At 72.1% G+C, this 23,092-nt stretch carries 21 protein-coding genes; 14 read left to right on the forward strand and 7 right to left on the reverse strand.

The window, feature by feature from the left end; all coding sequences use genetic code 11:
• Nucleotides 1-187 precede the first annotated feature (187 nt).
• The 3 genes from FH609_RS24470 to FH609_RS24480 form a co-directional block, all read right to left on the reverse strand.
• Nucleotides 188-1,663, reverse strand: coding sequence for a dihydrolipoyl dehydrogenase family protein (locus FH609_RS24470; protein WP_139671460.1), 1,476 nt, complete (start codon nucleotides 1,661-1,663; stop codon nucleotides 188-190).
• 167 nt (nucleotides 1,664-1,830) lie between these two features.
• The gene (locus tag FH609_RS24475) at nucleotides 1,831-3,660 is read right to left on the reverse strand and encodes a glycoside hydrolase family 44 protein (RefSeq protein WP_139671457.1); all 1,830 of its coding nucleotides are present in this window, start codon (nucleotides 3,658-3,660) and stop codon (nucleotides 1,831-1,833) included.
• A gap of 555 nt (nucleotides 3,661-4,215) precedes the next feature.
• Nucleotides 4,216-4,833 carry a TetR/AcrR family transcriptional regulator gene (locus FH609_RS24480; RefSeq protein ID WP_193318022.1) on the reverse strand — a complete coding sequence of 206 codons (618 nt, stop codon included), beginning with the start codon at nucleotides 4,831-4,833 and terminating at the stop codon, nucleotides 4,216-4,218.
• Between the two features lie 81 nt (nucleotides 4,834-4,914).
• On the opposite strand from FH609_RS24480, the gene FH609_RS24485 reads away from it, so the two are divergent.
• Nucleotides 4,915-5,613 (forward strand): cysteine hydrolase family protein, encoded by a 699-nt coding sequence (locus FH609_RS24485; protein ID WP_226961918.1) that lies wholly within the window; start codon nucleotides 4,915-4,917, stop codon nucleotides 5,611-5,613.
• 84 nt (nucleotides 5,614-5,697) lie between these two features.
• On the opposite strand, the gene FH609_RS24490 is transcribed toward FH609_RS24485, so the two are convergent.
• Nucleotides 5,698-6,777 carry a LacI family DNA-binding transcriptional regulator gene (locus FH609_RS24490; protein WP_226961930.1) on the reverse strand — a complete coding sequence of 360 codons (1,080 nt, stop codon included), beginning with the start codon at nucleotides 6,775-6,777 and terminating at the stop codon, nucleotides 5,698-5,700.
• 201 nt (nucleotides 6,778-6,978) lie between these two features.
• On the opposite strand from FH609_RS24490, the gene FH609_RS24495 reads away from it, so the two are divergent.
• The 4 genes from FH609_RS24495 (at nucleotide 6,979) to FH609_RS24510 (ending at nucleotide 12,374) form a co-directional block, all read left to right on the forward strand.
• Nucleotides 6,979-7,911, forward strand: coding sequence for a carbohydrate ABC transporter permease (locus FH609_RS24495; RefSeq protein ID WP_139671451.1), 933 nt, complete (start codon nucleotides 6,979-6,981; stop codon nucleotides 7,909-7,911).
• A 3-nt stretch (nucleotides 7,912-7,914) separates the two neighbouring features.
• Complete coding sequence (locus FH609_RS24500) at nucleotides 7,915-8,835, forward strand: carbohydrate ABC transporter permease (protein WP_139707897.1); 921 nt, start codon at nucleotides 7,915-7,917, stop codon at nucleotides 8,833-8,835.
• Between the two features lie 81 nt (nucleotides 8,836-8,916).
• Nucleotides 8,917-10,254, forward strand: coding sequence for an ABC transporter substrate-binding protein (locus tag FH609_RS24505; protein ID WP_139671445.1), 1,338 nt, complete (start codon nucleotides 8,917-8,919; stop codon nucleotides 10,252-10,254).
• A gap of 71 nt (nucleotides 10,255-10,325) precedes the next feature.
• Nucleotides 10,326-12,374: a beta-galactosidase gene (locus FH609_RS24510; protein ID WP_139671443.1), complete on the forward strand. Its 2,049-nt coding sequence runs from the start codon at nucleotides 10,326-10,328 to the stop codon at nucleotides 12,372-12,374.
• A gap of 92 nt (nucleotides 12,375-12,466) precedes the next feature.
• Here the strand turns inward: FH609_RS24510 and FH609_RS24515 are convergent, their stop codons facing one another.
• The gene (locus FH609_RS24515; protein ID WP_139671440.1) at nucleotides 12,467-13,090 is read right to left on the reverse strand and encodes a CGNR zinc finger domain-containing protein; all 624 of its coding nucleotides are present in this window, start codon (nucleotides 13,088-13,090) and stop codon (nucleotides 12,467-12,469) included.
• Between the two features lie 179 nt (nucleotides 13,091-13,269).
• Here FH609_RS24515 and FH609_RS24520 point away from each other — a divergent pair, with 179 nt between their 5' ends.
• The 4 genes from FH609_RS24520 (at nucleotide 13,270) to FH609_RS24535 (ending at nucleotide 16,544) form a co-directional block, all read left to right on the forward strand.
• On the forward strand, nucleotides 13,270-14,013 hold the full coding sequence (locus FH609_RS24520; RefSeq protein ID WP_139671437.1) for a metallophosphoesterase: 744 nt from the start codon (nucleotides 13,270-13,272) through the stop codon (nucleotides 14,011-14,013).
• Entirely contained in the window at nucleotides 14,010-14,654 is a 645-nt protein-coding gene (locus FH609_RS24525) for a LysE family translocator (RefSeq protein WP_139671434.1), read from the forward strand. The genes FH609_RS24520 and FH609_RS24525 overlap by 4 nt, the downstream gene beginning before the upstream one ends.
• Before the next feature lie 61 nt (nucleotides 14,655-14,715).
• Complete coding sequence (locus FH609_RS24530; RefSeq protein WP_139671431.1) at nucleotides 14,716-15,723, forward strand: ATP-binding cassette domain-containing protein; 1,008 nt, start codon at nucleotides 14,716-14,718, stop codon at nucleotides 15,721-15,723.
• The gene (locus FH609_RS24535) at nucleotides 15,720-16,544 is read left to right on the forward strand and encodes an ABC transporter permease (protein WP_226961919.1); all 825 of its coding nucleotides are present in this window, start codon (nucleotides 15,720-15,722) and stop codon (nucleotides 16,542-16,544) included. The genes FH609_RS24530 and FH609_RS24535 overlap by 4 nt, the downstream gene beginning before the upstream one ends.
• Here the strand turns inward: FH609_RS24535 and FH609_RS24540 are convergent.
• Complete coding sequence (locus tag FH609_RS24540) at nucleotides 16,470-17,123, reverse strand: GNAT family N-acetyltransferase (protein ID WP_226961920.1); 654 nt, start codon at nucleotides 17,121-17,123, stop codon at nucleotides 16,470-16,472. The two genes, FH609_RS24535 and FH609_RS24540, sit on opposite strands and share 75 nt — an antisense overlap.
• A 235-nt stretch (nucleotides 17,124-17,358) precedes the next feature.
• On the opposite strand from FH609_RS24540, the gene mgrA reads away from it, so the two are divergent.
• The 4 genes from mgrA to FH609_RS24560 all read left to right on the forward strand — a co-directional run bounded on the left by mgrA (nucleotide 17,359) and on the right by FH609_RS24560 (nucleotide 21,069).
• A complete protein-coding gene (mgrA, locus tag FH609_RS24545) occupies nucleotides 17,359-18,348 on the forward strand; it encodes an L-glyceraldehyde 3-phosphate reductase (RefSeq protein ID WP_139671426.1) in 990 nt (329 codons plus the stop codon).
• 206 nt (nucleotides 18,349-18,554) lie between these two features.
• Entirely contained in the window at nucleotides 18,555-19,532 is a 978-nt protein-coding gene (locus FH609_RS24550; protein ID WP_139671423.1) for a GlxA family transcriptional regulator, read from the forward strand.
• Between the two features lie 236 nt (nucleotides 19,533-19,768).
• Nucleotides 19,769-20,401 carry a DJ-1/PfpI family protein gene (locus FH609_RS24555; RefSeq protein WP_226961921.1) on the forward strand — a complete coding sequence of 211 codons (633 nt, stop codon included), beginning with the start codon at nucleotides 19,769-19,771 and terminating at the stop codon, nucleotides 20,399-20,401.
• Nucleotides 20,402-20,526: 125 nt separating this feature from the next.
• On the forward strand, nucleotides 20,527-21,069 hold the full coding sequence (locus FH609_RS24560) for a snapalysin family zinc-dependent metalloprotease (RefSeq protein ID WP_139671417.1): 543 nt from the start codon (nucleotides 20,527-20,529) through the stop codon (nucleotides 21,067-21,069).
• Nucleotides 21,070-21,157: 88 nt separating this feature from the next.
• On the opposite strand, the gene FH609_RS24565 is transcribed toward FH609_RS24560, so the two are convergent.
• Nucleotides 21,158-21,817, reverse strand: coding sequence for a GNAT family N-acetyltransferase (locus tag FH609_RS24565; RefSeq protein ID WP_139671414.1), 660 nt, complete (start codon nucleotides 21,815-21,817; stop codon nucleotides 21,158-21,160).
• Nucleotides 21,818-22,020: 203 nt separating this feature from the next.
• Here FH609_RS24565 and FH609_RS24570 point away from each other — a divergent pair, with 203 nt between their 5' ends.
• On the forward strand, nucleotides 22,021-22,968 hold the full coding sequence (locus FH609_RS24570) for an LLM class flavin-dependent oxidoreductase (protein ID WP_319789619.1): 948 nt from the start codon (nucleotides 22,021-22,023) through the stop codon (nucleotides 22,966-22,968).
• The last annotated feature ends 124 nt before the right edge of the window (nucleotides 22,969-23,092 follow it).

A 23,092-nucleotide genomic window follows, 5' to 3' on the forward strand; every position in this document is an offset into this window, starting at 1 on the left:
CCGTGGGAACTCACCCTAGCGTGACGGAGCGGAACGGTCGCGGAGAGTCTCTGCCCTTCGGGGGATGTACATGCCGGGCATGGCGCGCACGTCGACGACCGCCGCTCCCCGCGAGGCGACATGGCCCCCCGACCGCCGCCCCCTCGCCACCCTGCCATCGCGCCGGCGCGATGGCAGGGTGGCCGACTCAACCCCGATAGGTCTCCAACAGCCGCAGCCAGATCTCGCTCATCGTGGGGTACGCCGGAACCGCGTGCCACAGGCGGGAGATCGGCACCTCGGCGGCCACCGCGATGGTCGCCGCGTGCAGCAGCTCCCCGGCGCCCGAACCGACGAAGGTCGCCCCGACCAGCACCTCCCGGTCCAGGTCCACCACGGCCCTGGCCCGCCCCCGGTACCCCTCCGCGTAGAGCGCGGCGCCGGCGACGGAGCCGAGGTCGTAGTCGACCTCGCGCACCCGCAGCCCCGCCGCGCGGGCGGCGTCCAGGGTCAGTCCGACCGAGGCGGCCTCCGGGTCGGTGAACACCACCTGCGGCACCGCCCGTTGGTCCGCCGTGGCGACATGTCGACCCCAGGTTCGGTCGTCCACCGCCTCGCCGCGCGCCCTGGCGACGATCGCCTCGGCGGCGACCCGCGCCTGGTACTTCCCCTGGTGGGTGAGCATCGCCCGATGGGTGACGTCGCCGGCGCCATAGAGCCAGTCGCCAGGAACGTCCCGCACCCGGAGCGTGTCGTCCGTCGCCAGCCAGTCGCCCGGCGTCAGGCCGACCGTCTCCAGGCCCAGGTTCTCCGTCCCCGCCCTGCGGCCGGTGGCGAAGAGCACCTCGTCCGCGATCACCGCGTTCCCGCCGGAGACCTCCAGCACGACCGGTCCTGAGTCGTCAGGCCGCCGCAACTCCGAGACCGATGCCTCCGTCCGCACCTCCACGCCCGCCCTGGCCAACCCGTCGGCCACCAACTCCCCGACGAACGGCTCCCAGTGGGGCAGCAGCCCCGAACCGCGCGCCAGCAGGGTGACGCTCGCGCCCAACGCCTGCCAGGCCGCCGCCATCTCCACGCCGACCACGCCGCCGCCCACCACGGCCAGCCGGTCCGGCACCCGGGCCGCCGACGTCGCCTCCCTGCTGCTCCAGGGCCGGGCCTCGGCCATCCCGGGCAGGTCGGGCAGCGTAGCCCGGGAGCCGGTGCACAACGCCACCGCGTGCCGGGCCACCAGCCGCCGCTCGCCGCCCTCGGACGTGGTCACCACGACCGTCCTCGGGCCGGCCAACCGGCCCTGGCCACGGACCAGTTCCACCCGAACCGAACGCAGCCACTCCACCTGCGAGTCGTCCCGCCACCCGCTCGCGAAGGCGTCCCGGCTGGCCAGCACCTCCTCGGCGGCGAGCCCGCCGCGCACCGCCGCCCTGGCTCCCGGCACCGCCCTGGCGGCGGCCAGGGCGGCCGGCGGACGCAGCAGCGCCTTGCTCGGCATACACGCCCAGTAGGAGCACTCGCCTCCCACCAGCTCGCGCTCCACCAGCACCGTCCGCAGCCCGGCGGCCTGGGTACGCTCCGCGAGGTTCTCCCCCGGAGGGCCGCCGCCGATCACCACCACGTCAAACGTGTCGGCGTCCGTGGCACCGGCGCCGAACTCCTCGGCGCCGCCTGGGCGATCCGTCATACCGGTCAGCTCCTTGTCATCGGTGGGGCAGAGCATCCCCTCGAAGGGGCCCTCCAAGGGACGGGCCGTCCTCGGAACGGACCGCTCCGGGGAAGGGGACGTCTACCCACTCACCGTAGGACGGCACCGCCCGGCATCCCGGCCACCGTGCCGTGCCGTCCCCAGGCTCACCGTCCCGGACCGCTCCCGACCGCCTCGGGGCGCACGGCCTCGGCCGGCGGCAGCGCCTCGGCCGGCGGCAGGGTGGCGCCGGCCGTCGGCGCGGGCGAGGAGGCGGGCTCGCCTCCGGCGGCCCCGCCGGGTATGACCACCTGGGTGATCGAGTACCCGGGCAACTCCAGCCCCGCCGCGCCGTCCGCGAACTCCACGTCCGGCAGCTGGGCTATCGCCGACGGGTCGGCCTCGCCGTACTGGTACGCCTCGGCGGTAACGTCGCCCGCCCCGGCCACCGTCAGCGGAACGGACAGCGGCGATGTCGACTTGTTGACCAGCAACACCGTCAGCGCGCCGTCCTCCGCCCGCTCGGCGGCGAAGACCGACACCTGGTCGGAGTCCTCGCTCGTCGCGCTGACCCCGGTCTCACCGAACCGCGCGCCCGCACCGTCGTAGTTGAGGAACATCCGGAAGGCGTAGGCCCCCGGGTCGTCCGGCGCCGGCGGCGCCCACAGCGTCGCCAGGTCCAGCCCCTCCCGGCCGAAGATGCCCAGCACGTCGGCCTGCGCCACGGCCCCGTTCACCGTGTCCAGCGCGCCGTAGTTGTACTCGGTGATGGCCAGCCGGGTGCCCGGGTAGTTCTCCTCGACCAGCTCCCGCATCCGGGGGAGCAGCGCCACCGGCTGGCCTATCCAGCTCTCGTCCACATACTCCGGGTCCCACAGCTGACGCGTCGAGCGCAGCCGCAGCGCCTGCGTCTCGGGGTCGTCGTCCCCGTTCCAGACGCCCTCGCCCTGCGGATACCAGTGATTGTCGAAGTAGTCGAGCACGCGGGTGCCGTTGGCCTCCTCATAGGCGGCCATCTGCCGGAGGTACCAGTCGGCGAAGGGGACGCCGTCGTGCTCGGCGCGGTCCGGCGGATTCGCCCAGCAGTCCCCGCCCTCCTCGTTGCAGACCTGCTGGTCGAGGCCGGAGAGGAGCAGCGAGTTCCATCCCCAGCCGACCGGGCCCAGGGTGAGCGCCGTCGGGTCGGCCTCCTTGATCGCGGCCCCGATCTCGTACCCGGTGTCGCGCAGCTCCTCGTAGCTCGCGCCCGTCGGGTGCACGTCACGATGCGTCTCGTGCCACAGGTCGGGCTCGTTGTCCAGGCTGTAGAAGGGCACACCGCCCTCGGCCGCCGTGCCGTAGCGCTCGGTCAGATACTCCACCCAGCCGCCGACGAACTCGGGCCCGGCCGGAACGCTGGTGTCCGTCGGGTCGTTCCCCGTGATCCGCTCGCCCTCGGGGGTGATCCCGTTGCCGCAGTCCGGCGCCCACTGGTCCGTCGACTCCTGCGGCCCGTACTTCTCCACGCTGAACCCGCAGGCCAGCTCACGGGACTTGGGCACCCAGCCGACCAGCGGCACCGTCATGATGGTCTGGGCGCCGAGCGCCAGATCCTCCTCGATGAAGCGGTTGGCGCTGGAGGCGTCGGGCAACTCCTCGGGCTCCGCGCCCTCGTTGGGGATGTTCTCGAAGAACCAGTCGCTGGCCCGGTTGCTGGTGTCGTTGAGGTAGTTGAACCGGGTGGTCGCGTTGCCGCCCCAGCGGTTCACGGGCAGGCCCAGCTCCTCCTTGAGCGACGCGTCGGCGAAGTTCATCCCGTAGATGTCCGGGCTGATCGACCAGCGCTCGCCGCCCGGGTCCACCGTCACCGCCGGCCCGTCCGCCGCCTGGGCGGTGGCCGTGTCGGCGTCGGTCACCAGCACCGAACCAAGCCCCACCGCGCCCACCGCGACCAGGGAGACCAACAGGCGGAGGCGGCGGCGTGCGGGGTGTCCGCGCGGGGGACGCTGACTGCTCATGGGGAACCGTCCTCGGGTGGTGGGGGAGAGGCGGCCCGGACGGGCCACGGCGCTCATGGGAGCGCTCCCAGAGAAGCGCTCGAACGGAATCCCGTCAAGGGCGCGCGGAGCGCCGCCGTCCCGCCCAACGCGCCGTTCCCCGACCGGACTTCGCGCGGCGCCGGCGCGCGGGTGGGCGGCGCGGGCGGCTGCTTCACCGGGAGTGGCTTCACCGGGAGTGGCTTCATCGGGAGCGGCTTCGCCGGAAACGGCCGTGCCGCGAACGGCCGCACCGCGAACGCTGTGGGAACGCGCCCCCGCCGGCGCGCGGCCCGCGACGGCGCGGGCGAGCCGGCGCCCACCCGCGAGCGCGCGACGGAGTCGGCTCCGCCCCGCGTGAAGGAGCCGGCTCAGCGGGCCCCTGCCCCGAGTTGGTGTGCTTCCGCGCATGATCTCCCCGCCCCGATCCGGTGACTTTCCGTAGTGAACCTGCGGAGTCATGTCTACCAGGAGTCACTGACAATCGACCCTCGGTGCCGTTCGGGCCTGCCGGGAGAGGGGGGCGCGTGGTCGCGCTCAGCGTGTGCCGGCCACCAGAGTGCGCCGGTAGAGCAGCGCCAGTCGCTCGCCCAACTCCTCCCGCGACCACCCCTGTTCCTCCAGCAGGCCGCCGATCACCTCGCTGGAGACCAGCGACCACAGCAGGGCGGCCCCGCTCTCCTCGGTCCAGGGCTCGGCCAGTCGGCCCTCCTCGGCCAACCACCGGGTCAGCCGGCGGCAGTTGGCCAGCTGTGCGGCGCTGGCGCGCTCGGAGTGGCGCCGGGCGTCCGGGTCGTGAGTGCGCACCTGCTGCACGGCTCGATCAACCGCGAGCACATTGGGGTGATAACGCGCCAGATGGCGGGCCCATTCGGTCAGGGCCGCCGGGGAGTCGGGTGCCGCCCAGACGTGTTCGAGCGACCGTTCCAGGCCCTCGACCCCGGCTACGTAGTCGAAGAGCGCGGTGACCAGTTCGCCGCGCGAGGCGAAGTGGAGGTAGAGCCCACGGCGCGAGACGCCGACGCGCTCGGCCACCGCCGCCATGGTGAGCGCGTCCAGGCCGCGTTCTTCCAGCAGGGCTCGGGTGGCCGCGAGGATCGCCTGTCGCGTGCGGCGGCTCCTGGCGTTCAGGGGCTGCTCGATGGATCGGCTCACGGGCCCAGCCTTGCACAGAAGTGCGCGCCGTGTGTACTTTCAAGAAGTGCACACCGTGGATACTTTTGAGGAGTGGGAACGATGGCCGTGGATCAACTGACCGTGGTGGGGCGGCCGGAGCCCTTCGTGCTGCGCCCGTCCCGGGCCGCCGTCGTGGTGGTGGACATGCAGAACGACTTCGTCAGTCCGGGGGGAGCGGTCGAGGCGTCGGGGCATGACGTGTCGGCCGTCGCCGCGACCGTCGAGCCGATCGCCCGGGTGCTGACGTTCGCGCGACGCCTGGGACTTCGGGTGGTCTACCTCCAGCATGGCTACCGACCGGACCTGTCCGACCTCGGAACGGAGTTGTCGAAGAATCGACTGATTCACCTCGCCGCCCGGGTGGGGCAGCCGGTGAGCGCCCCCGACGGAACGGAGGGCAGGGTGCTGGTGCACGACACCTGGAACACCCGGATCGTGGACCGGCTGGCGCCCCTGGCGGGGGATCTGGTGGTGCGTAAGAGCCGGTTCAGCGGCTTTCACGACACGATGCTCGATGACCAACTGCGTCAACTCGGCGTGGAGGACCTGATCATGACGGGCTGTACGACGAGCATCTGTGTGGAGTCGACGATCAGAGACGCCATGTTCCGCGACTACCGGCCGCTGTTGCTCACCGACTGCGTGGCCGAGCCCCAGGGCCGCGCCTACCATGATGCGACGGTCGGACTGGTCGAGAGCAGCTTCGGCTGGACTGCCGAGTCAGTCGCCCTGCTCGACGCGGTGGTTGCGGGCTCCTGACCACAACCGACCGGAGGCGGCCGGGCGTTGTCGAAGAAGCAACGGTCCGGCGCCCGAAGGCCGGCGGGCGGTGGCGGTCGCCGTTCAGCGCCGGGCGGGCGGGGGTGCGGTGCTCTCGCGCCGCACCATCCAGGTGGGCACCAGCGTGGTGCCCCGTTCCATGGTGTCGGTGCGCAACTGGCGCAGCACCCCCTCCACGCAGCGCCGCCCGACCTCCGCGAAGTCCTGGTGGATCGTGGTCAGCGGCGGGGTGAAGGAGTTGGAGTCCGGGATGTCGTCGAAGCCGATCACGCTCACCTCGTCGGGCACCGCGCGCCCGTGCTCGTGCAACGCCCGCAACACCCCCAGCGCCATCTGGTCGTTGGCGGCGAACACGGCGGTGCACTCCGGCTCCCGCGCCAGCCGCAGCCCCGCCCGGTAGCCGGACATTGCCGTCCAGTCCCCGGGAAGCGGGGGCGGCACCGGCCGGCCGGCCTCCTCCAGGGCGGCCCGCCAGGCGTCGGTTCGGCGCTGGGCCGAGAACGAGTCCTGCGGTCCGGTCACATGCCACACCGTCTCGTGCCCGAGGTCCAGCAGATGCCGCACCGCGTCCCGCGCGCCGCCGGCCTGGTCGGTGTCGACCACGCTGTAGCGGTCGCCGGCGTCGGAGTCCATCACCACCACGCTGACGTTGGGCGGCAGCGTGAACGTCGCCGCGTCCAGCAGGTGGACCTCCATGATCACGATGATCGCGTCCACGGCCAGCTCGCCGAGCCGGGTGAAGGCCCCCCGCACCTGGTCCTGGGTGGGGGCGGCCACCGGCAGCAGCGTGATCGCGTAGCCCTGCTCCGCCGCCGAGTTGGCGATGGCCTCCAGGGTGCGCACATTGCCGGTGGTGGACAGCGTAAAGAGGATGACGCCTATGGTTCGGAACTCTCCGCTCTTGAGCGCCCGGGCCGCGCTGTTGGGCCGGTAGCCCAGCTGCTTCATCGCGGCCAGCACCTGTTGGCGGGTGCCCTCCACGACGCCGGGATGCCCGTTGGAGACGCGGGAGACGGTCTGCGAGGAGACCCCGGCCAGCCGCGCGACATCCGCCATCGACACCCGTCGCTGCCGGCGCGCGGGCCGGGAGGTCGGGCTGGCGGTCGGCGTCGGGGGACGGTCCGCGTCCGCGCCGTCCACGATCTTGTCCACCGGTCCGCTCTCCCGCGTTGTGCCTTGTGAGCTTGCTCGTCACCGGTCGGTTCTGCCGCCCGGCGCTTGACGCTCCCCAGGGAGCAGTGTAAGCATCACATCAATCAATGTTTACGTAAACACCCTGGCGGGTGCCTCCGGCGGCAAGGTCGTGTTTGCGTGAACATTCGGGTCAGAGCAGCGAGGTATCCCATGACGACGTTGTCACCGCCCACCATGGCGGGGCGCCCGGCCGCACCACCTCCCAGGAAGAGGCCGACGCGCCGCCGATCCTGGGTCGGTTGGGGCTTCATCGCCCCGTTCATGGTCGTCTTCGCGTTGGTCTTCCTCGCTCCCATCGCCTACTCGATCTATCTGAGTCTCTTCCGGGAGCAGATGGTCGGCGGCACCTCCTTCGTGGGTCTGGAGAACTACCAACGTGCCTTCGAGGACCCGAAGTTCTGGGAGGCGCTGGGCAGGGTCAGCCTCTTCCTCGTGATCCAGGTGCCGATCATGCTCGGCATCGCGCTGCTGGTCGCGCTGGCCATCGACAGCGGCCGGCTCTACGGCAAGAACTTCTTCCGCATCGCGATCTTCATGCCCTACGCGGTGCCGGCCGTCGTGGCCACCCTGATGTGGGGCTTCATCTACGGCAGCCGCTTCGGCCTGGTGGGCAACATCAACGACGCGTTCAACGTCTCGCTGCCCAACCCGCTCTCTCCCGACCTGGTGCTCGCCTCCATCGGCAACATCGTGACCTGGGAGTTCGTGGGCTACAACATGTTGATCTTCTATGCCGCGCTGCGGGTGATCCCGCACTCGCTCTACGAGGCGGCCGAGATCGACGGGGCCAGCCAGCTGCGGGTGATCACCGCGATCAAGCTGCCGGCCATCCGGGGCGCGCTGGTGATCGCCACGATCTTCTCGATCATCGGAAGCTTTCAGCTGTTCAACGAGCCCAGCATCCTCCAGAACCTGGCGCCGAACGCGATCACGACCTACTTCACGCCCAACCTCTTCACCTACTCGCTGTCCTTCTCCGGCCAGCAGCACAACTACGCCGCCACCGTGGCCATCCTCATGGGCCTGCTGACCATGGTCGTCGCCTATGTCGTGCAGCTCCGCGGTATGCGAAAGGAAGCGTGACCGATGGCAGCCACGACGCCCTCCACCCGGCGCCCCGCGCCCGCCCTCAGGCAGCGCCGCCGCCGGCCGCACTCGGTCAACCACCCCCGGCGCAGCACCCTGCTGACCGTCCTCACCGGGCTGGTCCTCGTCTACTCGCTGGTGCCGCTGGTCTGGCTGGCGATCAACGCCACCAAGACCCAGCCCGGCCTCTTCGACTCCTTCGGCCTGTGGTTCGACGGCGACTTCGCGCTGTGGAGCAACATCACCGACACCCTCACCTACGACGACGGCGTCTTCGTGCGCTGGCTGGGCAACACCCTGCTCTATGTGGTGGCGGGCGCCGGCGGGGCGACCTTTCTCGCGGTGCTCGGCGGCTATGCGCTCGCCAAGTTCCAGTTCCCGGGGAAGCGCGCCGTGTTCGCCGTGGTGATCGGCGCGGTGGCCGTGCCGGGCACGGCGCTGGCGGTGCCCACGTTCCTCATGTTCAGCGAGATGGGCCTCACCAACACGCCCTGGGCGGTGATCATCCCCTCGCTGATCTCGCCCTTCGGGCTCTATCTGATGTGGGTCTTCGCGGCGGACTCGATCCCCGGCGAGCTGCTGGAGGCGGCACGGATCGACGGGGCCAGCGAGCTGCGCACCTTCTTCCGGGTGAGCCTCCCGCTGATGGCGCCGGGCATCGTCACGGTGCTCCTGTTCACCATGGTCGCCACCTGGAACAACTACTTCCTGCCGCTGATCATGATCAAGGACCCGGACTGGTACCCGCTGACCCTGGGCCTCAACGCGTGGAACGCCCAGGCCTCCACGGCCGGTGGCGAGGCCATCTTCAACCTGGTGATCACCGGTTCGCTGCTCACCATCCTTCCCCTGATCGTCGCCTTCCTGCTGCTCCAGCGCTACTGGCAGTCGGGGCTGGCCGCCGGGAGCGTCAAGGAGTGACCGGCCACGGCCCCTCCACCCGTTCCTTCCTCTCTTTCCTTCTCCTACCAACAGTTCTGACAGCGAAGTGAGTTGACTGTGATGACCAAGACAGCGCGCCGCGCTCTGCGCGGAGTCGGGCTGGCCACCGTGGTGGCCCTGGGCCTGACGGCATGTGGCTCCGACGACGGCGGCTCCGGCGATGCCGGCGCCTCGGCCGACGAGGTGGCCCAGGCCCTGGAGGAGGGTGGCGAGATCACCGTCTGGGCGTGGGAGCCGACCCTCGGCCAGGTGGTCGAGGACTTCCAGGCCGAGTACCCGAACGTGAAGGTCAACCTGGTCAACGCGGGCACTGCCAACGACCAGTACACCGCCCTCCAGAACGCGATGCAGGCCGGCTCCGGCGTCCCGGACGTGGCGCAGATCGAGTACTACGCGATGGGGCAGTTCTCCCTGAACGAGTCGATCACGGACCTGTCCGGCTTCGGCGCCGAGGAGCTGGCCGACACCTACTCGCCGGGCCCGTGGAGCGCGGTGCAGGCCAACGACGGCATCTACGGCCTGCCGATGGACTCCGGTCCGATGGCGCTCTACTACAACAAGGACCTCTTCGACGAGTACGGCATCGAGGTGCCCACCACCTGGGACGAGTACCTCCAGGCGGCCCGCGATCTCCACGAGGCCAACCCCAACGCCTACATGACCAACGACACCGGCGACGGTGGCTTCGCGACCAGCATGATCTGGCAGGCCGGCGGCCGCCCCTACCAGGTGGACGGCACCGAGGTCGGGATCGACTTCTCGGACGAGGGCAGCACCCGCTACATCGACCTGTGGCAGCAGATGCTCGACGAGGACCTGCTGGCGCCGATCACCTCCTGGAGCGACGAGTGGTTCCAGGGCATGGGCGACGGCACCATCGCCAGCCTGGCCACCGGCGCCTGGATGCCGGCCAACCTGGAGTCGAGCCTGCCCGACGGCGCCGGTTCCTGGCGGGTGGCGCCGCTGCCCCAGTGGGACGAGAACGCGCCGGCCAGTGCCGAGAACGGTGGCAGCGCCCTGACCGTCCCCGACGCCAGCGGCAAGAAGGCACTCGCCTACGGCTTCCTCCAGTACGCCAACGCCGGTGACGGCGTGGCGACCCGGCTGGAGAACGGCGCCTTCCCCGCCACCACCGCCGACCTGAACTCCGACGAGTTCCTCAGCACCGAGTTCGACTACTTCGGTGGCCAGCGCGCCAACGAGGTGTTCGCCGAGTCCGCCGCCAACGTCGCCGACGACTGGTCGTACCTGCCGTTCCAGGTGTACGCCAACTCGATCTTCAACGACACGGCCGGCAAGGCCTATGTGTCCAACACCTCGCTCGCCGACGGCATGGCCCAGTGGCAGGACGCGTCCCGCCGCTACGGCGAGGAGCAGGGCTTCACCATCACCGACTGACCCCGGTCGCACCCCCCGACGGCGCGGGGACACCACCGTCCCCGCGCCGTTCGACCCACCCGAGGAGCACGATGACCCGCGACCCGTCGCCGCGCTGGCTGCGCTGGCCGACCGATGAGTCAAGGCCCAGGTTCGCCTACGGCGCCGACTACAACCCCGAGCAGTGGCCGCGCGAGGTGTGGCAGGAGGACATCCGGCTGATGCGCGAGGCGGGCGTGAACATCGTCTCACTCGCGATCTTCTCCTGGGCTCGCATCCAACCGGCCCCGGACGCCTGGGACTTCGCCTGGCTGGACGAGGCCATGGACCTGCTGCACAGCGGCGGGATAGCCGTTGACCTGGCCACCGCCACCGCCTCCCCGCCGCCCTGGCTGAGCACCCTCCATCCGGAGATCCTGCCGGTGAACGAGCGGGGCGAGACCGTCTGGCCGGGCGCCAGGCAGCACTGGCGGCCCACCTCGCCGGTCTTCCGGGAGCACGCGCTCCGGCTGACCACGGCGATGGCCGAGCGCTACCGCGACCATCCGGCGTTGGCTGCCTGGCATGTGAGCAACGAGCTGGGCTGCCACAACGTCTACGACTACTCCGACGACGCGGCCGGGGCCTTCCGGGACTGGCTGCGCGCCCGCTACGGTACCGTCGAGGCCCTGAACGCCGCCTGGGGAACGGACTTCTGGTCCCAGCGTTATGGCGCCTTCGAGCAGGTGCTGCCGCCGAGGCTGGCCGCCTCGCACCCGAACCCGACCCAGCAGCTGGACTTCAAGCGCTTCTCCTCGGACGCGCTGAAGGACTACCTGCGCGCCGAGCGCGACGTGCTGCGGCGCGTCACCCCCGAGGTGCCCGTGACCACTAACTTCATGGTGATGGGTGAGACGAAGGGGATGCACTACGCCGACTGGGCCGGCGAGATCGACTTCGTCTCCAACGACCACTATGTGCGCCCGGGGGCGCAGTCCCGCGACGAGCTGTCCTTCTCCGCCAACCTGACGGGGAACATCGCGGGCGGACGGCCCTGGTTCCTGATGGAGCACTCCACCAGCGCCGTCAACTGGCAGTCGGTGAATGTCGCCAAGCGGGAAGGGGAGCTGGCCCGCGACTCGCTGCTGCACGTGGCCCACGGCGCGGACGCCGTCTGCTTCTTCCAGTGGCGGCAGTCGGCGGCGGGCGCCGAGAAGTACCACTCGGCGATGGTGCCGCACGCCGGCGCCGACTCCGAGGTCTTCCGCTCGGTGGTCGAACTGGGCGCGCGCCTGGGCTCGTTGGCCGAGGTCGTGGGCAGCGAACGGAAGCCGGCGCGGGCCGCGATCCTGTTCGACTGGGAGTCGTGGTGGGCGAGCGAGCAGGACTCCCACCCGACCGAGCTGCTGAACTACCGGCAGGAGGCGTTGGACTGGTACTCCGCCTTCCTGGCGCTCGGGGTGCGGGCCGACGTGATCCACACGGGGGCCTCCCTCGACTCCTACGACCTGGTCGTGGCGCCGATCCTGCACGTGGTGCCGCAGCCGCTGGCGAAGGAGCTGGCGCGGTTCGTCGAGCGGGGCGGGCACCTGGTCACCACCTACTTCTCCGGCGTCGTGGACGAGAACGACCACGCCTGGCTGGGGGGTTACCCCGGCGCGCTGCGCGACCTGTTGGGCATCCGGATCGAGGAGTTCGCCCCGCTGCTGCCGGCGCAGCGGGTCACCCTCGACGACGGGTCCGTGGGCACGCTGTGGACGGACCGGATCGCCGTGACCGATGGGGACGTCGAGGTGTGGGCGCGCTACGAGGACGGGCAGCTGGCCGGCGGCCCCGCCATCACGCGCCGGGCGCTGGGCGAGGGCTCCGCCGCCTATGTCTCGACCCGACTGGGGACCGAGGGCCTGCCGGCGCTGCTGGAGCGGCTGCTCGGGGCGGCCGGCATCGGCAGCGAGCTGCCGGAACCCGCCCGTGGGCGCGTGGAGTTGACCGTGCGGTCGGGTGCGGGGAACGACTACTGGTTCCTGGTCAACCGCACCGACGAGCCGGTCGACATCGCCGGGCTGGCGGGCGAGCCGCTGGCCCCCGGGGCGGGCCAGCGGCCGGGGCTGCTTCCGCCGCGCGGCGTCGCGGTGCTGCGCCGCGAGCAGCGGGCGGACTGATCCGAGGAACCGACCGACGAGGGCGGCCATCGCGCGGTGCGCGGTGGCCGCCCACCTTTTCGGGCGGGCCGGCGGGAACGGCGGGCCACCCCTCATGAGTCCGCCGCCCCGTCCCGCCCGGCGCGCACCGAGCGCTGCCGCTCGTAGTAGCGCGCGGCCCGGGCGCGGTTGGCGCAGCTGGGCTTGCACCACTCCTGACGGCCGTGACCCTGCACGAAGTACCGCACGCAGCGCGGCGCGGTGCAGGCGCGCAGCCGCTCCCGGAAGGGGCCGGTGAGAAAGGCCGTCGTGGACCTGGCCAGGGCGGCGACCAGCCTGATCCGCTGGTCCTCGGTGCTCGACTCCGGGCTGGCGCTGGGCGGCTGCCCGTCCGGCCACTCCAGCCGGAGCGTTATCGGCTCCCGCGCGACCGCCGCGTTGAGCCGGGCCATGGCCTCCTCCATCGGCAGCAGCCGATGGGCGTCGGCCGGGCTGGGCGGGCCGGGGCGCACGGCCCTGGCGAAGAGCGCGCGCACCGCCCTGCGCAGCTCGACCACCTCGGCCAGCAACGCGTCGTCGCAGTGCGTCGCCTCGACATCGAGGGGCGGGGAGAAGATGTCGGCCCGCTCCGCCAGCCACTCGGCGAGCGCCTCGGGGGTGGCCAACTCGTCGGTCACCCCGCCGTGCCCGTCGTGCCGGATCGTGGTGGCGAACTCCACCGCCAGAAACCGCCGCATCCTCGCCGCCTCTCCTTCGCTTCCCTCGTTCGAGTGGCCCGCCGGCGCTTCCGCCCTGGTCAGCTGACGTTCCGTAATTCTTGGCTGCCTGGTGGTTGCGCTCGGTGACGACTCTAGTCTAGATTGTTCTCACGGTAAAGAGGAGATTTACCGTGAGGACTCGAGAGAGGGTGTGGGCCATGGCCCTGCTTCTGGCGCAGCTCAGCGACTTGCATCTGGACGGCACCGACCGGGCCACCGAGCGGGCCACCCGCGTCATGGACCATCTGCGGGCGCTGCCCCGCCTGCCGGACGCCCTGCTGGTCACCGGCGACATCGCGGACCACGGGGCCGAGTCGGAGTACCGCGAGGCGGCCAAGCTGCTGGACGCTCCCTTCCCCGTGCTGTGCTGCCCGGGGAACCACGACGACCGCGCGACCTACCGCAGCGTCCTGCTCGGCGAGCCGCCCGAGCCGGGCCCGATCAACGAGCTGCACCGGATCGGCGGCGCGGCCGTGCTGATGTGCGACGCCACCATCCCGGGGCGGGACGACGGCCGGCTCGATCCCGAGACGCTGGACTGGATCGCGGCCACGCTCGGAGCGCTCGGGCCCGACGTCCCGGCGCTGCTGGCCTTCCACCAGCCGCCGGTGGAGCTGGGCCATCCGATCCCGGACTCCTCGCGGCTGGAGACCGGGCAGCGGCTGGTGGAGGTGCTGGCCGACCATCCGCAGATCGTGGCCCTGTTGACCGGCCACGCCCACACGGCCGCCGCGTCCTTCTTCGCCGGCATCCCGGTGCTGGTGGCCCCCGCCGTCACCTGGACGCTGCGGATGCCGTGGGAGGGGCCCTCGGTCGCCGACCTCGCCGCGCCCCCCGGAGTGGCCTTCCACCTCCTGGACCGGGAGCACCGGTTGACGACGCACTTCCGGGTGGTGTCATGACGCCCCAGGCGGCGGCCGGCGGGTTCGCGCTCGCCGTGCTGCCGCTGGTCGCCACGCCGGGAGCCAGCCTGGCGCTGCTGGTCCGACACGTCGCCGACGCCGGTCGACGACGCGCCCTTCCGGTGATCCTCGGCACGGCCGGCGGGCTCTATGTGCACGCCGCCATGGCCATGGCGGGGCTCTCCGCCCTGGTCGCCGGCTCGGGCCTGGCCTTCACGGCCCTCCGGCTGCTGGGCGCCGCCTATCTGATCGGCCTCGCGCTCTGGACCTGGCGCTCCGCCCGCCCGCGCGACGAGCGGCGGCGAAGCGCGGCCGGGCCGCCGGGGTGGTGGCTCGGCGGGCGCCTGGCGTCGTCGGCCTGGGCCCAGTCCCTGCTGGGCAACGTGCTCAACCCCAAGGCGGCCGCGGTCTATCTGACCCTCGCACCACAGTTCCTCGACCCGGCCAGGCCCCTCGGACGACAGCTGTTGCTGCTGGCCAGCGTCCACGCCCTGCTGATCGCGAGCTGGCTCGGGCTGTGGACGGCCCTGCTCACCCGGGCGGGACGGCTCCTCAGAGGGCCGCGGCCGCGCCGCCTCCTCGCCAGAGCGAGCGCCGTGGCGCTGCTCCTGATCGGCATACGGTCGGCCGCGACTCTCTGAGCCTCCGGTCGCGGCCGCTCCGAGGACAACTGCATAGTGGAAGAGCTCGGAAGGAGCGCGCATGGAGCACGCCATCTGGGCCGAGGGGCTGGTCAAGCGCTTCGGCGGGACCACCGCGCTGGACGGCGTGGACGTCCGGGCCGCGAAGGGCAGCGTGTTGGGCCTGCTCGGACCCAACGGGGCGGGCAAGACCACGGTGGTGCGGGTGCTGGCCACCCTGTTGCGGCCGGACGCCGGGCGGGCCAGCGTGCACGGCTACGACGTCTGCTCCGACGCGCACCGGGTGCGTCGCCTGGTCGGGCTCACCGGGCAGTACGCCTCGGTGGACGAGCAGCTCACCGGCGTGGAGAACCTGCTGCTGATCGGGCGGTTGCTGGGCATGGCCAGGGGCGAGGCGCGGCGGCGCGGCGAGGAGCTGCTGGAGCAGTTCGGGCTCGCCGACGCGGGCCACCAGGCCGTGGGCGCCTACTCGGGAGGGATGCGGCGCCGGCTGGACCTGGCGGCCAGCCTGGTGGGCAGGCCCCCGGTCCTTTTCCTCGACGAGCCCACCACGGGTCTCGACCCGCGCGCCCGCACCGAGATGTGGGAGCTGACCAGGCAGCTGGTCGCCGGCGGCACCACGGTTCTGCTGACCACGCAGTACCTCGACGAGGCCGACGAGTTGGCGGACGACATCGTGGTCATCGACCACGGGCGGGTGATCGCCACCGGCACCCCGCAGGAGCTGAAGGCCAGGGCCGGCGGGAGCACCCTCGCGGTCAGGCCGGAGGACCCGGAGCGGCTGGCCACGGTGCGGCGCATCGTGGGCGAGCTGGCGCGGGTGGAGCCCGAGGTGCAGGGGGCCCTGGTCACCGCGCCGATCACGGACCCGGACGTGCTGCCGGCGGTGGTGCGCCGGTTGGACGAGGCCGATGTGCGGGTCACCGAGCTGGCGTTGCGGGGAGCCAGCCTCAACGAGGTGTTCCTCAGCCTCACCGGCCGCCCGGCCGAGGAGGCCGAGGCGGCGTCGGAGGAGGGGGACGGCGAGGCGGGGCGGCAGGACGACCCGAGCGAGGAGGTGCCCCGATGAGTGCTCAGGCGGCGACCGGCGGACGTTCCGCCGAGGCCGAGCCGGCGCCCCGCGTCGGGCTGTTGGAGGGGGTCAGACAGAGCCTCACCCTGGCCTGGCGGACCCTGGTGCAGGTGCGTCACAACCCCTTCGAGCTGAGCGACTTCAGCATCCAGCCCATCATGTTCGTGCTGCTGTTCACCTATGTGTTCGGTGGTGCCATCGCCGGGTCGGTGCACGACTATCTGAGGTTCATGCTCCCGGGGATGATCGTGATGAACATGCTGTTCGTCACCCTCTATGTCGGGCAGGGGCTGAACACCGACCTGACCAGAGGCTTCTTCGACCGGCTCCGGTCGTTGCCCATCGCGCGCTGGGCGCCGCTGGCCGGCCGGATCGCGGCCGACCAGGTGAAGCAGGCGTGGTCGATCCTGCTGGTCTTCGTGGTCGGGCTGATCCTCGGATTCCGGCTGGGACCGCCCGGGGTGCCGGGAATGCTGGGCGCGGTCGTCCTGCTGCTGGTCTTCGCGCTGGCGTTCTCCTGGGTCGCCGTGCTGGTCGGGCTTCTCGCGAAGGACGCCGAGCGGGTGCAGATCTTCGGCTTCACCGCGCTGTTCCCCATCACCTTCGTCAGCAACGTGTTCGTGCCCGCCGACACCATGCCCGGCTGGCTCCAGGCCTTTGTCGACATCAACCCCGTCAGCATCCTCGCGGAAGCCTGTCGCGGGCTGATGCTCGGGGGAGCGGTCGCCACCCCCGTGCTCAAGTCACTTGCCTGGGCCCTGGCCATCGCCCTGGTCTTCGCGCCGCTGTCCGTCTGGGTCTTCAAGCGGAAGCTCTGAGCCGTTCCGTCGCGCGTCGGTCAGGTCGGCGGTGTCCAGGTCGGCGCCCCCGGCCGGGTCGGTGCCCTCGTCCAGGGCATCGGCCTCGTCCAGGGCTTCGGGGTCGGTGGTCGCCGCGGCGGGCGGGGGCGGGGAGCCGGGGCTGAGATAGAAGAGTTCGGGGTCGCCCTCGTCCAGCCCCTGCACCAGCCCGACGGGCCGCCAGCCGGTGGTGCGCAGCAGCCGGCGCATCGGCCGGTTGGAGAGGTTGGCGGAGGTGAAGAGCTTCGGCGAGGTGCGGGCCGCGTCGGCGGCCGCCAGGAGGCGGGTCCCGACGCCCCTCCGACGAGCGCCGGGCGCCACCATCAACAGGGTCACAAAGCCCTGTTCGAAGAAGGTGTACTCCAGCACGCAGTACCCCAGCACTCCGGACGAGTCCTCGGCGACAAGGGCGAGCCGCTCGTCGCACCAGCGCCGCAGATGGGCGCGCCGGGAGTCGTCCCCGGCCGCCGCGATCGGGTCGATGCGGGTCAGCTCCGGCCAGTCCGCCGCGGTGGCGCGCCGTATCCCGGTGGTCTGATCGGTGGGTTGGTCGACCATGGACCGCATCATGGCAGCGGCGGCCCGGTCGCGCCGGTCATCCGGCGGATTCGCTCCGCCCCGGCCACCGCCGCGCGCCGGGCGCCGCGGAGAAAGCGCAGGTGGGATGCGTGGTCGCGGGCGCCGTGGCGGCGAGGATTCGGTTGCCTCCGGCGCGGGCCCGTGTGACGATACTCGGCGGCTCGCGAGAGCTGGAGCTTTGGCTTGATTCGGACGATTCGAACGAGGACGCACCGTGACCTATGTCGCCGCCGACACCCGCTATCAGGACATGGCCTACCGGCGCTCGGGCCGCAGCGGCCTGAAGCTGCCGGCCGTTTCGCTCGGCCTGTGGCACAACTTCGGTGCCGAGAAGGCGCTCGACACCCAGACCGCCATCGTTCGTCGGGCGTTCGACCTCGGCGTGACCCACTTCGACCTGGCCAACAACTACGGCCCCCCGCCCGGTGCCGCCGAGGAGAACTTCGGTCGCATCCTCGCGAAGGACCTGCGCCCCTACCGCGACGAGATCATCGTCTCCACCAAGGCCGGCTATCTGATGTGGGACGGCCCCTACGGCGAGTGGGGCTCCCGCAAGTACATGCTCTCCAGCCTGGACCAGAGCCTGAGCCGCCTCGGGCTGGAGTACGTGGACATCTTCTACTCCCACCGACCCGACCCCGACACCCCCCTGGAGGAGACCATGGGGGCGCTGGACGCCGCCGTGCGCCAGGGGAAGGCGCTCTACGTCGGCATCTCCAACTACTCGCCCGAGCAGTCCCGCGAAGCGGCCCGCATCCTGGGCGAGTTGGGCACCCCGCTGCTGATCCACCAGCCGTCCTACTCGATGTTCAACCGCTGGGTCGAGGACGGTCTGCTCGACGCGCTGGACGAGACGGGAGTCGGCTCCATCGCGTTCTCCCCGCTGGCCCAGGGGCTGCTCACCGACCGCTATCTGAACGGCATCCCGGAGGGCTCGCGGGCCGCCAGCGCCAGCCCGTTCCTCACCCCCGAGGGCCTGACCGGCGATACCCTGGACCGGGTGCGAAGCCTCAACGCGATCGCCGAGCGGCGCGGCCAGACCCTCGCCCAGATGGCCATCGCCTGGGTGCTGCGCGGCGGCCGGGTCACCTCCGCCCTGGTGGGTGCCAGCAGCGTCAAGCAGCTGGAGGACAACGTCAGCGCGGTCAACAACCTGGACTTCGGCGACGCCGAACTGGCCGAGATCGAGGCCCAGTTGTCGTAGGGGTTCGGCCGTGGACGCCGGTCGTGGGCGTCCGCCCCGAACCCTCCTGCCGAGTCCGAGTCCGAGTCCGAGTCCGAGTCCGCCGTCCCAGCCCGGGTCCGCCCCCGTTCGCCCCGCCGGGTGGGGGCGGGCCCGGGCGGTCGTTGGCGGGAATCGTCAGAAGCGTGTCATTGCCGCCGGTTCTACTCCGGCAGCAGAATCGGGACGTGCCCACTCGCCGTGTCGTCTTCGTCGTCTTCCCGCGCTTCCAGATCCTCGATCTCACCGGCCCGCACGAGGTGTTCACCGCCGCCGGCCAGCGGACCGGGGAGGTGGAGATCGAGGTGGTGGCCGCCGAGCGGGGGCCGGTGGTCGCCAGCTCGGGGCTCTCCGTCTCCCCGACCCTGACGACCGACCAGCTCCAGGGGCCGGTCGACACGGTGATCGCCGTCGGGGGCCGAGGCGTGTACCGGGCCTGCGAGGACGAACGCCTGGTGAACTGGTTCCGGGGCACCGCCCGTCGCGCCCGCCGCGTCGCCTCCGTGTGCAGCGGCGCGTTCCTGCTGGCCAGCGCCGGGCTGCTCGACGGGCGCCGGGCCGTCACCCACTGGGCCTCCTGCGACCGGCTCGCCGCCGACCATCCCGAGGTCGTCGTCGACCCCCGGCCGATCTTCGTCCGCGACGGCCCGGTCTGGACCTCCGCCGGCGTCACCGCCGGCATGGACCTCGCGCTGGCCCTGGTCGAGGAGGACCACGGCGCCCAGCTCTCCCGGGAGATCGCCCGCCAGCTGGTCATGTTCGTGCAACGCCCCGGCGGCCAGGCGCAGTTCAGCACGCAGTTGGCCGCCCAGCGTCCGGCCCGCGCGCCCGTGCGCGAGGTTCAGGAGTGGATCGTCGACCATCTGGACGAGGACCTGACCGTGGCCGCGCTCGCCGACCGCGCCGGGATGAGCGAACGCAACTTCGCCCGCGTCTTCCGCGAGGCGGTGGGCCGGACGCCGGCCGGCTATGTCGAGACGGCGCGCGTCGAGGCGGCCCGCCGGTTGTTGGAGACCACGGACGTCACCATGGAGGCCATCGCCCGGTCGTGTGGCTTCGGCACCGCCGAGACCTTCCACCGCAGCTTCAAGCGGGTGCTGGCGGTGACCCCGGGCGCCTATCGGGAACGGTTCGCCCGCCCGGGGGCGCTGCCGGGCCCGCGATGAACCCGCGATGAACCCGGCGCTGCCGCGCCCCCTGACCCACCGGGCCCCGTCGCCCGCCGCGCCCGGCGGCCGGTCCCGCACCGAGGCCAGCCGCCGCAACCGGGCCGCCGCAACTGGGCCGCCGAGGTCGGCGACCGAGGCCGGCCGGCCAGGGCCGCCACCGAGCCCGGCTCCGGAGACCAGCCGCCGGAACCCGTCAACCAACGAACGCACCACCCCGAGACCGTGAGGCCATCATGCGCATCCTGATCCCCCTGTTCCCCGGCGTCACCACCCTCGACGCCGTGGGCCCCTACGAGGTGCTGCGTCAACTCCCCGGCGTCGAGGTGCGCTTCCCCGCGCTCACCCCGGGCGTGGTCCTCGACGGCGCGAACATCCTGGGGCTGCGGGCCGACTCGGCGTTCGCCGAGTTCGACAGCACCGACGTGCTGGTCGTCCCCGGTGGGCCCGGGGCCAGGCCCCGCCAGGAGGACGACGTCTTCCTGACGTGGATCGCGCGGATGCACGCGAGCAGCCGGTGGACCACCTCGGTCTGCACCGGTTCCCTGATCCTCGGCGCCGCCGGCCTGTTGCGCGGCCTGGACGCCACCACCCACTGGTCGGCCGTCGCCGACCTGGAGGCACACGGCGCCCGCTACACCGAGGAGCGGGTGGTTGTGCGGGACCGGATCATCACCGCCGCCGGCGTCTCCTCGGGCATCGACATGGCGCTCGCCCTGGCCGAGCGGCTCGTCGGCCCGGTGCCGGCCCGGGCCGCCCAACTGTCCATCGAGTACGACCCGCAGCCGCCCTTCGACTCGGGCGCGCCCAGCAAGGCCACGCCCGAGGTGATGGCGTATGTGACCGAGCGCCGCCGCCGGCGCGGTTGACGGCGGCCATCCGAAGCCCCGCCGTCGGCCGCGCCGGCGGCGGGATCGGGTTGGTTCGGCGCCACGCTGGGCAGGGTGAGGTTTGTCATGCACACCTCTTAATCGTCCCCCCACAGGAGGCTGACGTGACCCTCAACAAGGCCACCCGGGTGCTGGTCACCCTGCTGGCGAGCCTGGCGCTGCTCTGGACCTCGGGCCAGGCGGTCGCCGACGACCCGTCCACCGCCGCGACGACGCTCACCTATGACGTCAGCGGCGCGGAGGAGTTCGTCGACGCCGTGCACGCGGGCGCCGCCATCTGGAACGAGAGCGTCGTCAACGTCCAACTGGAGCCCGCCGGCGCCGGCGAGTCCGCCAACATCGAGATCGTCGCTGACGACGGCTGGCCGCGCGCGCTCATGACGAGCCTGGGCAACGGCATCGTCTGGTTCGGCCGCCAGGCCGTGGACGAGGGCTATGACACCACCCGGATCGCCTCCCACGAACTGGGCCACATCCTCGGCCTGCCCGACATCAAGCCCGGCCCGTGCAGCAGCCTGATGTCCGGTTCGACCGCCGGCGTCGGGTGCACCAACCCCTACCCCAACGCGGAGGAGGCGGGGGCCGTGGAGGACGCCTTCGGCGGTGCCCTCGACGCCCCCGCGGCACCCGTCCTCTACCGGGACTGACGTGGACTGACGCGCACTGCCCCGGACTGAACGCGGACTGACCAGGATCGACCCGGACTGACCGGGCTCTGTTCCGCGCGCCGGCGCCTCACCCAACGGTGGGGCGCTGGTGCGCGTGCGCCGGGGGCGCGGGGCGGCGCGCGGCCCACTCCTCGCGGGTCAGCGCGTATTCGACCTCACCGTGCTCCGAGCCGGGGATGGGCTCCGGCCAGTCCCCGGCGAAGGCGCGCACCAGCCGCAGCCCCACCTTCTCCATGACGCGGCGCGAACGGGCGTTGACCGCCATGGTGTTGGCCGTCACCCGCGCCACCCTCAACTCCGTGAAACCCCTGTCGACCAGGGCCGACGCCCCCTCCGTCGCCAGGCCGCGTCCCCACGCCGACGCCGCCAGCCGATAGCCCAGCTCCACCTCCGCCCCGCCGGTCCCGGCCCCGCCGGCGCCGTTCTCCTCGGTGCCGTTCTCCTCTGTGCCGTTCTGCTCGGTCAGCGGCCGGAACTCGAACCACCCCAGGAAGACGCCGGAACTCCGTTCCTCCGCCGCCCAGTAGCCGCGCCCGGCCGCCCAGCCCGGGTGGTCGTGCAGCAGGCGCGGCAGGGTGCGCAGCCGAAGTGTCTCGGCGCTGGTCGGCCGGCCGCCGGTGATGTAGCGCATGACCTCGGGATCGCTGTCCAGCGCCAACAGTGAGCCAGCGTCCCGCTCGGTGAACGGGCGGAGTCTGAGGCGTTCGGTCTTCAGGAAGACATCCATCGCGGAATCCTCACCGCAGCCGGCCCGCGTCGCCACTCCTTAAGCGTCCGGCCGGCTTCCGGGCGCCCCGCCCGAGCGGCCCAGCGCCTGGAACTCTGCCGCCGTCCCGTCGTTGATCAGGGGGAACGCCGCCCGGAACGGTCGGCGACAGGTCGGCGATGGGTCGGCGATGCCGAGCGATGTCGGGATGGTGAGGAGCCGCCGTGAGTTGCCCCGTGGGTGTGCTGGTGCCCGGTCTGCTGGACCGGTCGACGATGGTCGCGTTCGCCCAGCGGGCGGAACGGCTCGGTTTTGACTCGCTGTGGATCGTCGAGGACTGCTTTCTGAATGGGGGCATCGCCCAGGCCGCCACCGTGCTCGCCGCCACCGAGCGCATCACGGTCGGTCTCGGGCTGCTGCCCGCCGGCGCGCGCAACCCCGCGTTCGCCGCCATGGAGGTGGCCACCCTGGCGAACTTCCACCCAGGCCGCCTGATCGTGACGGTCGGACACGGGATGCCCGACTGGATGCGGCAGGTCGGCTCGTGGCCCGCCAGTCCGCTGACCCTGCTGGAGGAGTATCTGGCGGCGCTCCGGGCGCTGCTGGCGGGGGAGCGGGTCACCGTCTCCGGCCGGTATGTGCGGCTGGACGCGGTCGAGTTGGCTGCCCCGCCGGAGCGCCCGCCGCTGGTGCTCGGCGGGGTGCGAGGGCCCAGGTCGCTGGCCGCCTCCGGGCGCGTGGCGGACGGCACCCTGCTGGCCGAGCCGGTGAGCGCCGAGTATCTGGCGGCGGCCAGGGAGCAGATCGCCGCCGAGGGCGACCACCTGTTGGTGGCCTACACCGTCGCCGCGCTGGACGAGGACCCGAACGTCGCCCGCGACCACGCCAGGGACGGGCTGAAGATGGTCGGCGAGCCGGCGTGGGCGCCGCACATCGCGCCGCTGCCGTTCGCCGACGGGCTGGCGGCGCTGCGTCAACAGAGCGGATCGCCCGAGGAGTTCGCCCGGGCGCTGCCGGACGACTGGGTGGACCAGCTGGCCGTCTCCGGCACCCCGGAGCACGGCAGGGCCAGGGTGCGGGCCCTGCACGAGGCCGGCGCCGACCGGTTGGTCGTGATCCCGGCCGGCCCTGACCCGTTGGCGGCCGTCGAGTCCCTGGGCCGCCTGAACTGACCCCGGGACCGCGCGGGACCCACGGCGCGCCGGGACCGTTCCAACGCCCGTTCCCAGGCCCGCCCCGTGCCCAGAACCGTTCCCGTTCCCGCAACGTCTCCGTGTGTGGCGCCGTCCGAGGTGT

This window comes from Streptomyces sp. 3MP-14 (assembly GCF_006334905.2).
Classification (GTDB): Bacteria; Actinomycetota; Actinomycetes; order Streptomycetales; family Streptomycetaceae; genus Streptomyces; species Streptomyces triticirhizae.

Excerpts from the sequence above, each read along its gene's own strand:
- FH609_RS24470 (WP_139671460.1), bottom strand. The coding sequence starts at position 1,663 with ATGACGGATCGCCCAGGCGGCGCCGAGGAGTTCGGCGCCGGTGCCACG.
- FH609_RS24475 (WP_139671457.1), bottom strand. The coding sequence starts at position 3,660 with ATGAGCAGTCAGCGTCCCCCGCGCGGACACCCCGCACGCCGCCGCCTC.
- FH609_RS24485 (WP_226961918.1), top strand. The coding sequence starts at position 4,915 with ATGGCCGTGGATCAACTGACCGTGGTGGGGCGGCCGGAGCCCTTCGTG.
- FH609_RS24495 (WP_139671451.1), top strand. The coding sequence starts at position 6,979 with ATGACGACGTTGTCACCGCCCACCATGGCGGGGCGCCCGGCCGCACCA.
- FH609_RS24500 (WP_139707897.1), top strand. The coding sequence starts at position 7,915 with ATGGCAGCCACGACGCCCTCCACCCGGCGCCCCGCGCCCGCCCTCAGG.
- FH609_RS24505 (WP_139671445.1), top strand. The coding sequence starts at position 8,917 with ATGACCAAGACAGCGCGCCGCGCTCTGCGCGGAGTCGGGCTGGCCACC.
- FH609_RS24510 (WP_139671443.1), top strand. The coding sequence starts at position 10,326 with ATGACCCGCGACCCGTCGCCGCGCTGGCTGCGCTGGCCGACCGATGAG.
- FH609_RS24515 (WP_139671440.1), bottom strand. The coding sequence starts at position 13,090 with ATGCGGCGGTTTCTGGCGGTGGAGTTCGCCACCACGATCCGGCACGAC.
- FH609_RS24520 (WP_139671437.1), top strand. The coding sequence starts at position 13,270 with ATGGCCCTGCTTCTGGCGCAGCTCAGCGACTTGCATCTGGACGGCACC.
- FH609_RS24525 (WP_139671434.1), top strand. The coding sequence starts at position 14,010 with ATGACGCCCCAGGCGGCGGCCGGCGGGTTCGCGCTCGCCGTGCTGCCG.
- FH609_RS24530 (WP_139671431.1), top strand. The coding sequence starts at position 14,716 with ATGGAGCACGCCATCTGGGCCGAGGGGCTGGTCAAGCGCTTCGGCGGG.
- FH609_RS24535 (WP_226961919.1), top strand. The coding sequence starts at position 15,720 with ATGAGTGCTCAGGCGGCGACCGGCGGACGTTCCGCCGAGGCCGAGCCG.
- FH609_RS24540 (WP_226961920.1), bottom strand. The coding sequence starts at position 17,123 with ATGGTCGACCAACCCACCGATCAGACCACCGGGATACGGCGCGCCACC.
- FH609_RS24555 (WP_226961921.1), top strand. The coding sequence starts at position 19,769 with ATGCGCATCCTGATCCCCCTGTTCCCCGGCGTCACCACCCTCGACGCC.
- FH609_RS24565 (WP_139671414.1), bottom strand. The coding sequence starts at position 21,817 with ATGGATGTCTTCCTGAAGACCGAACGCCTCAGACTCCGCCCGTTCACC.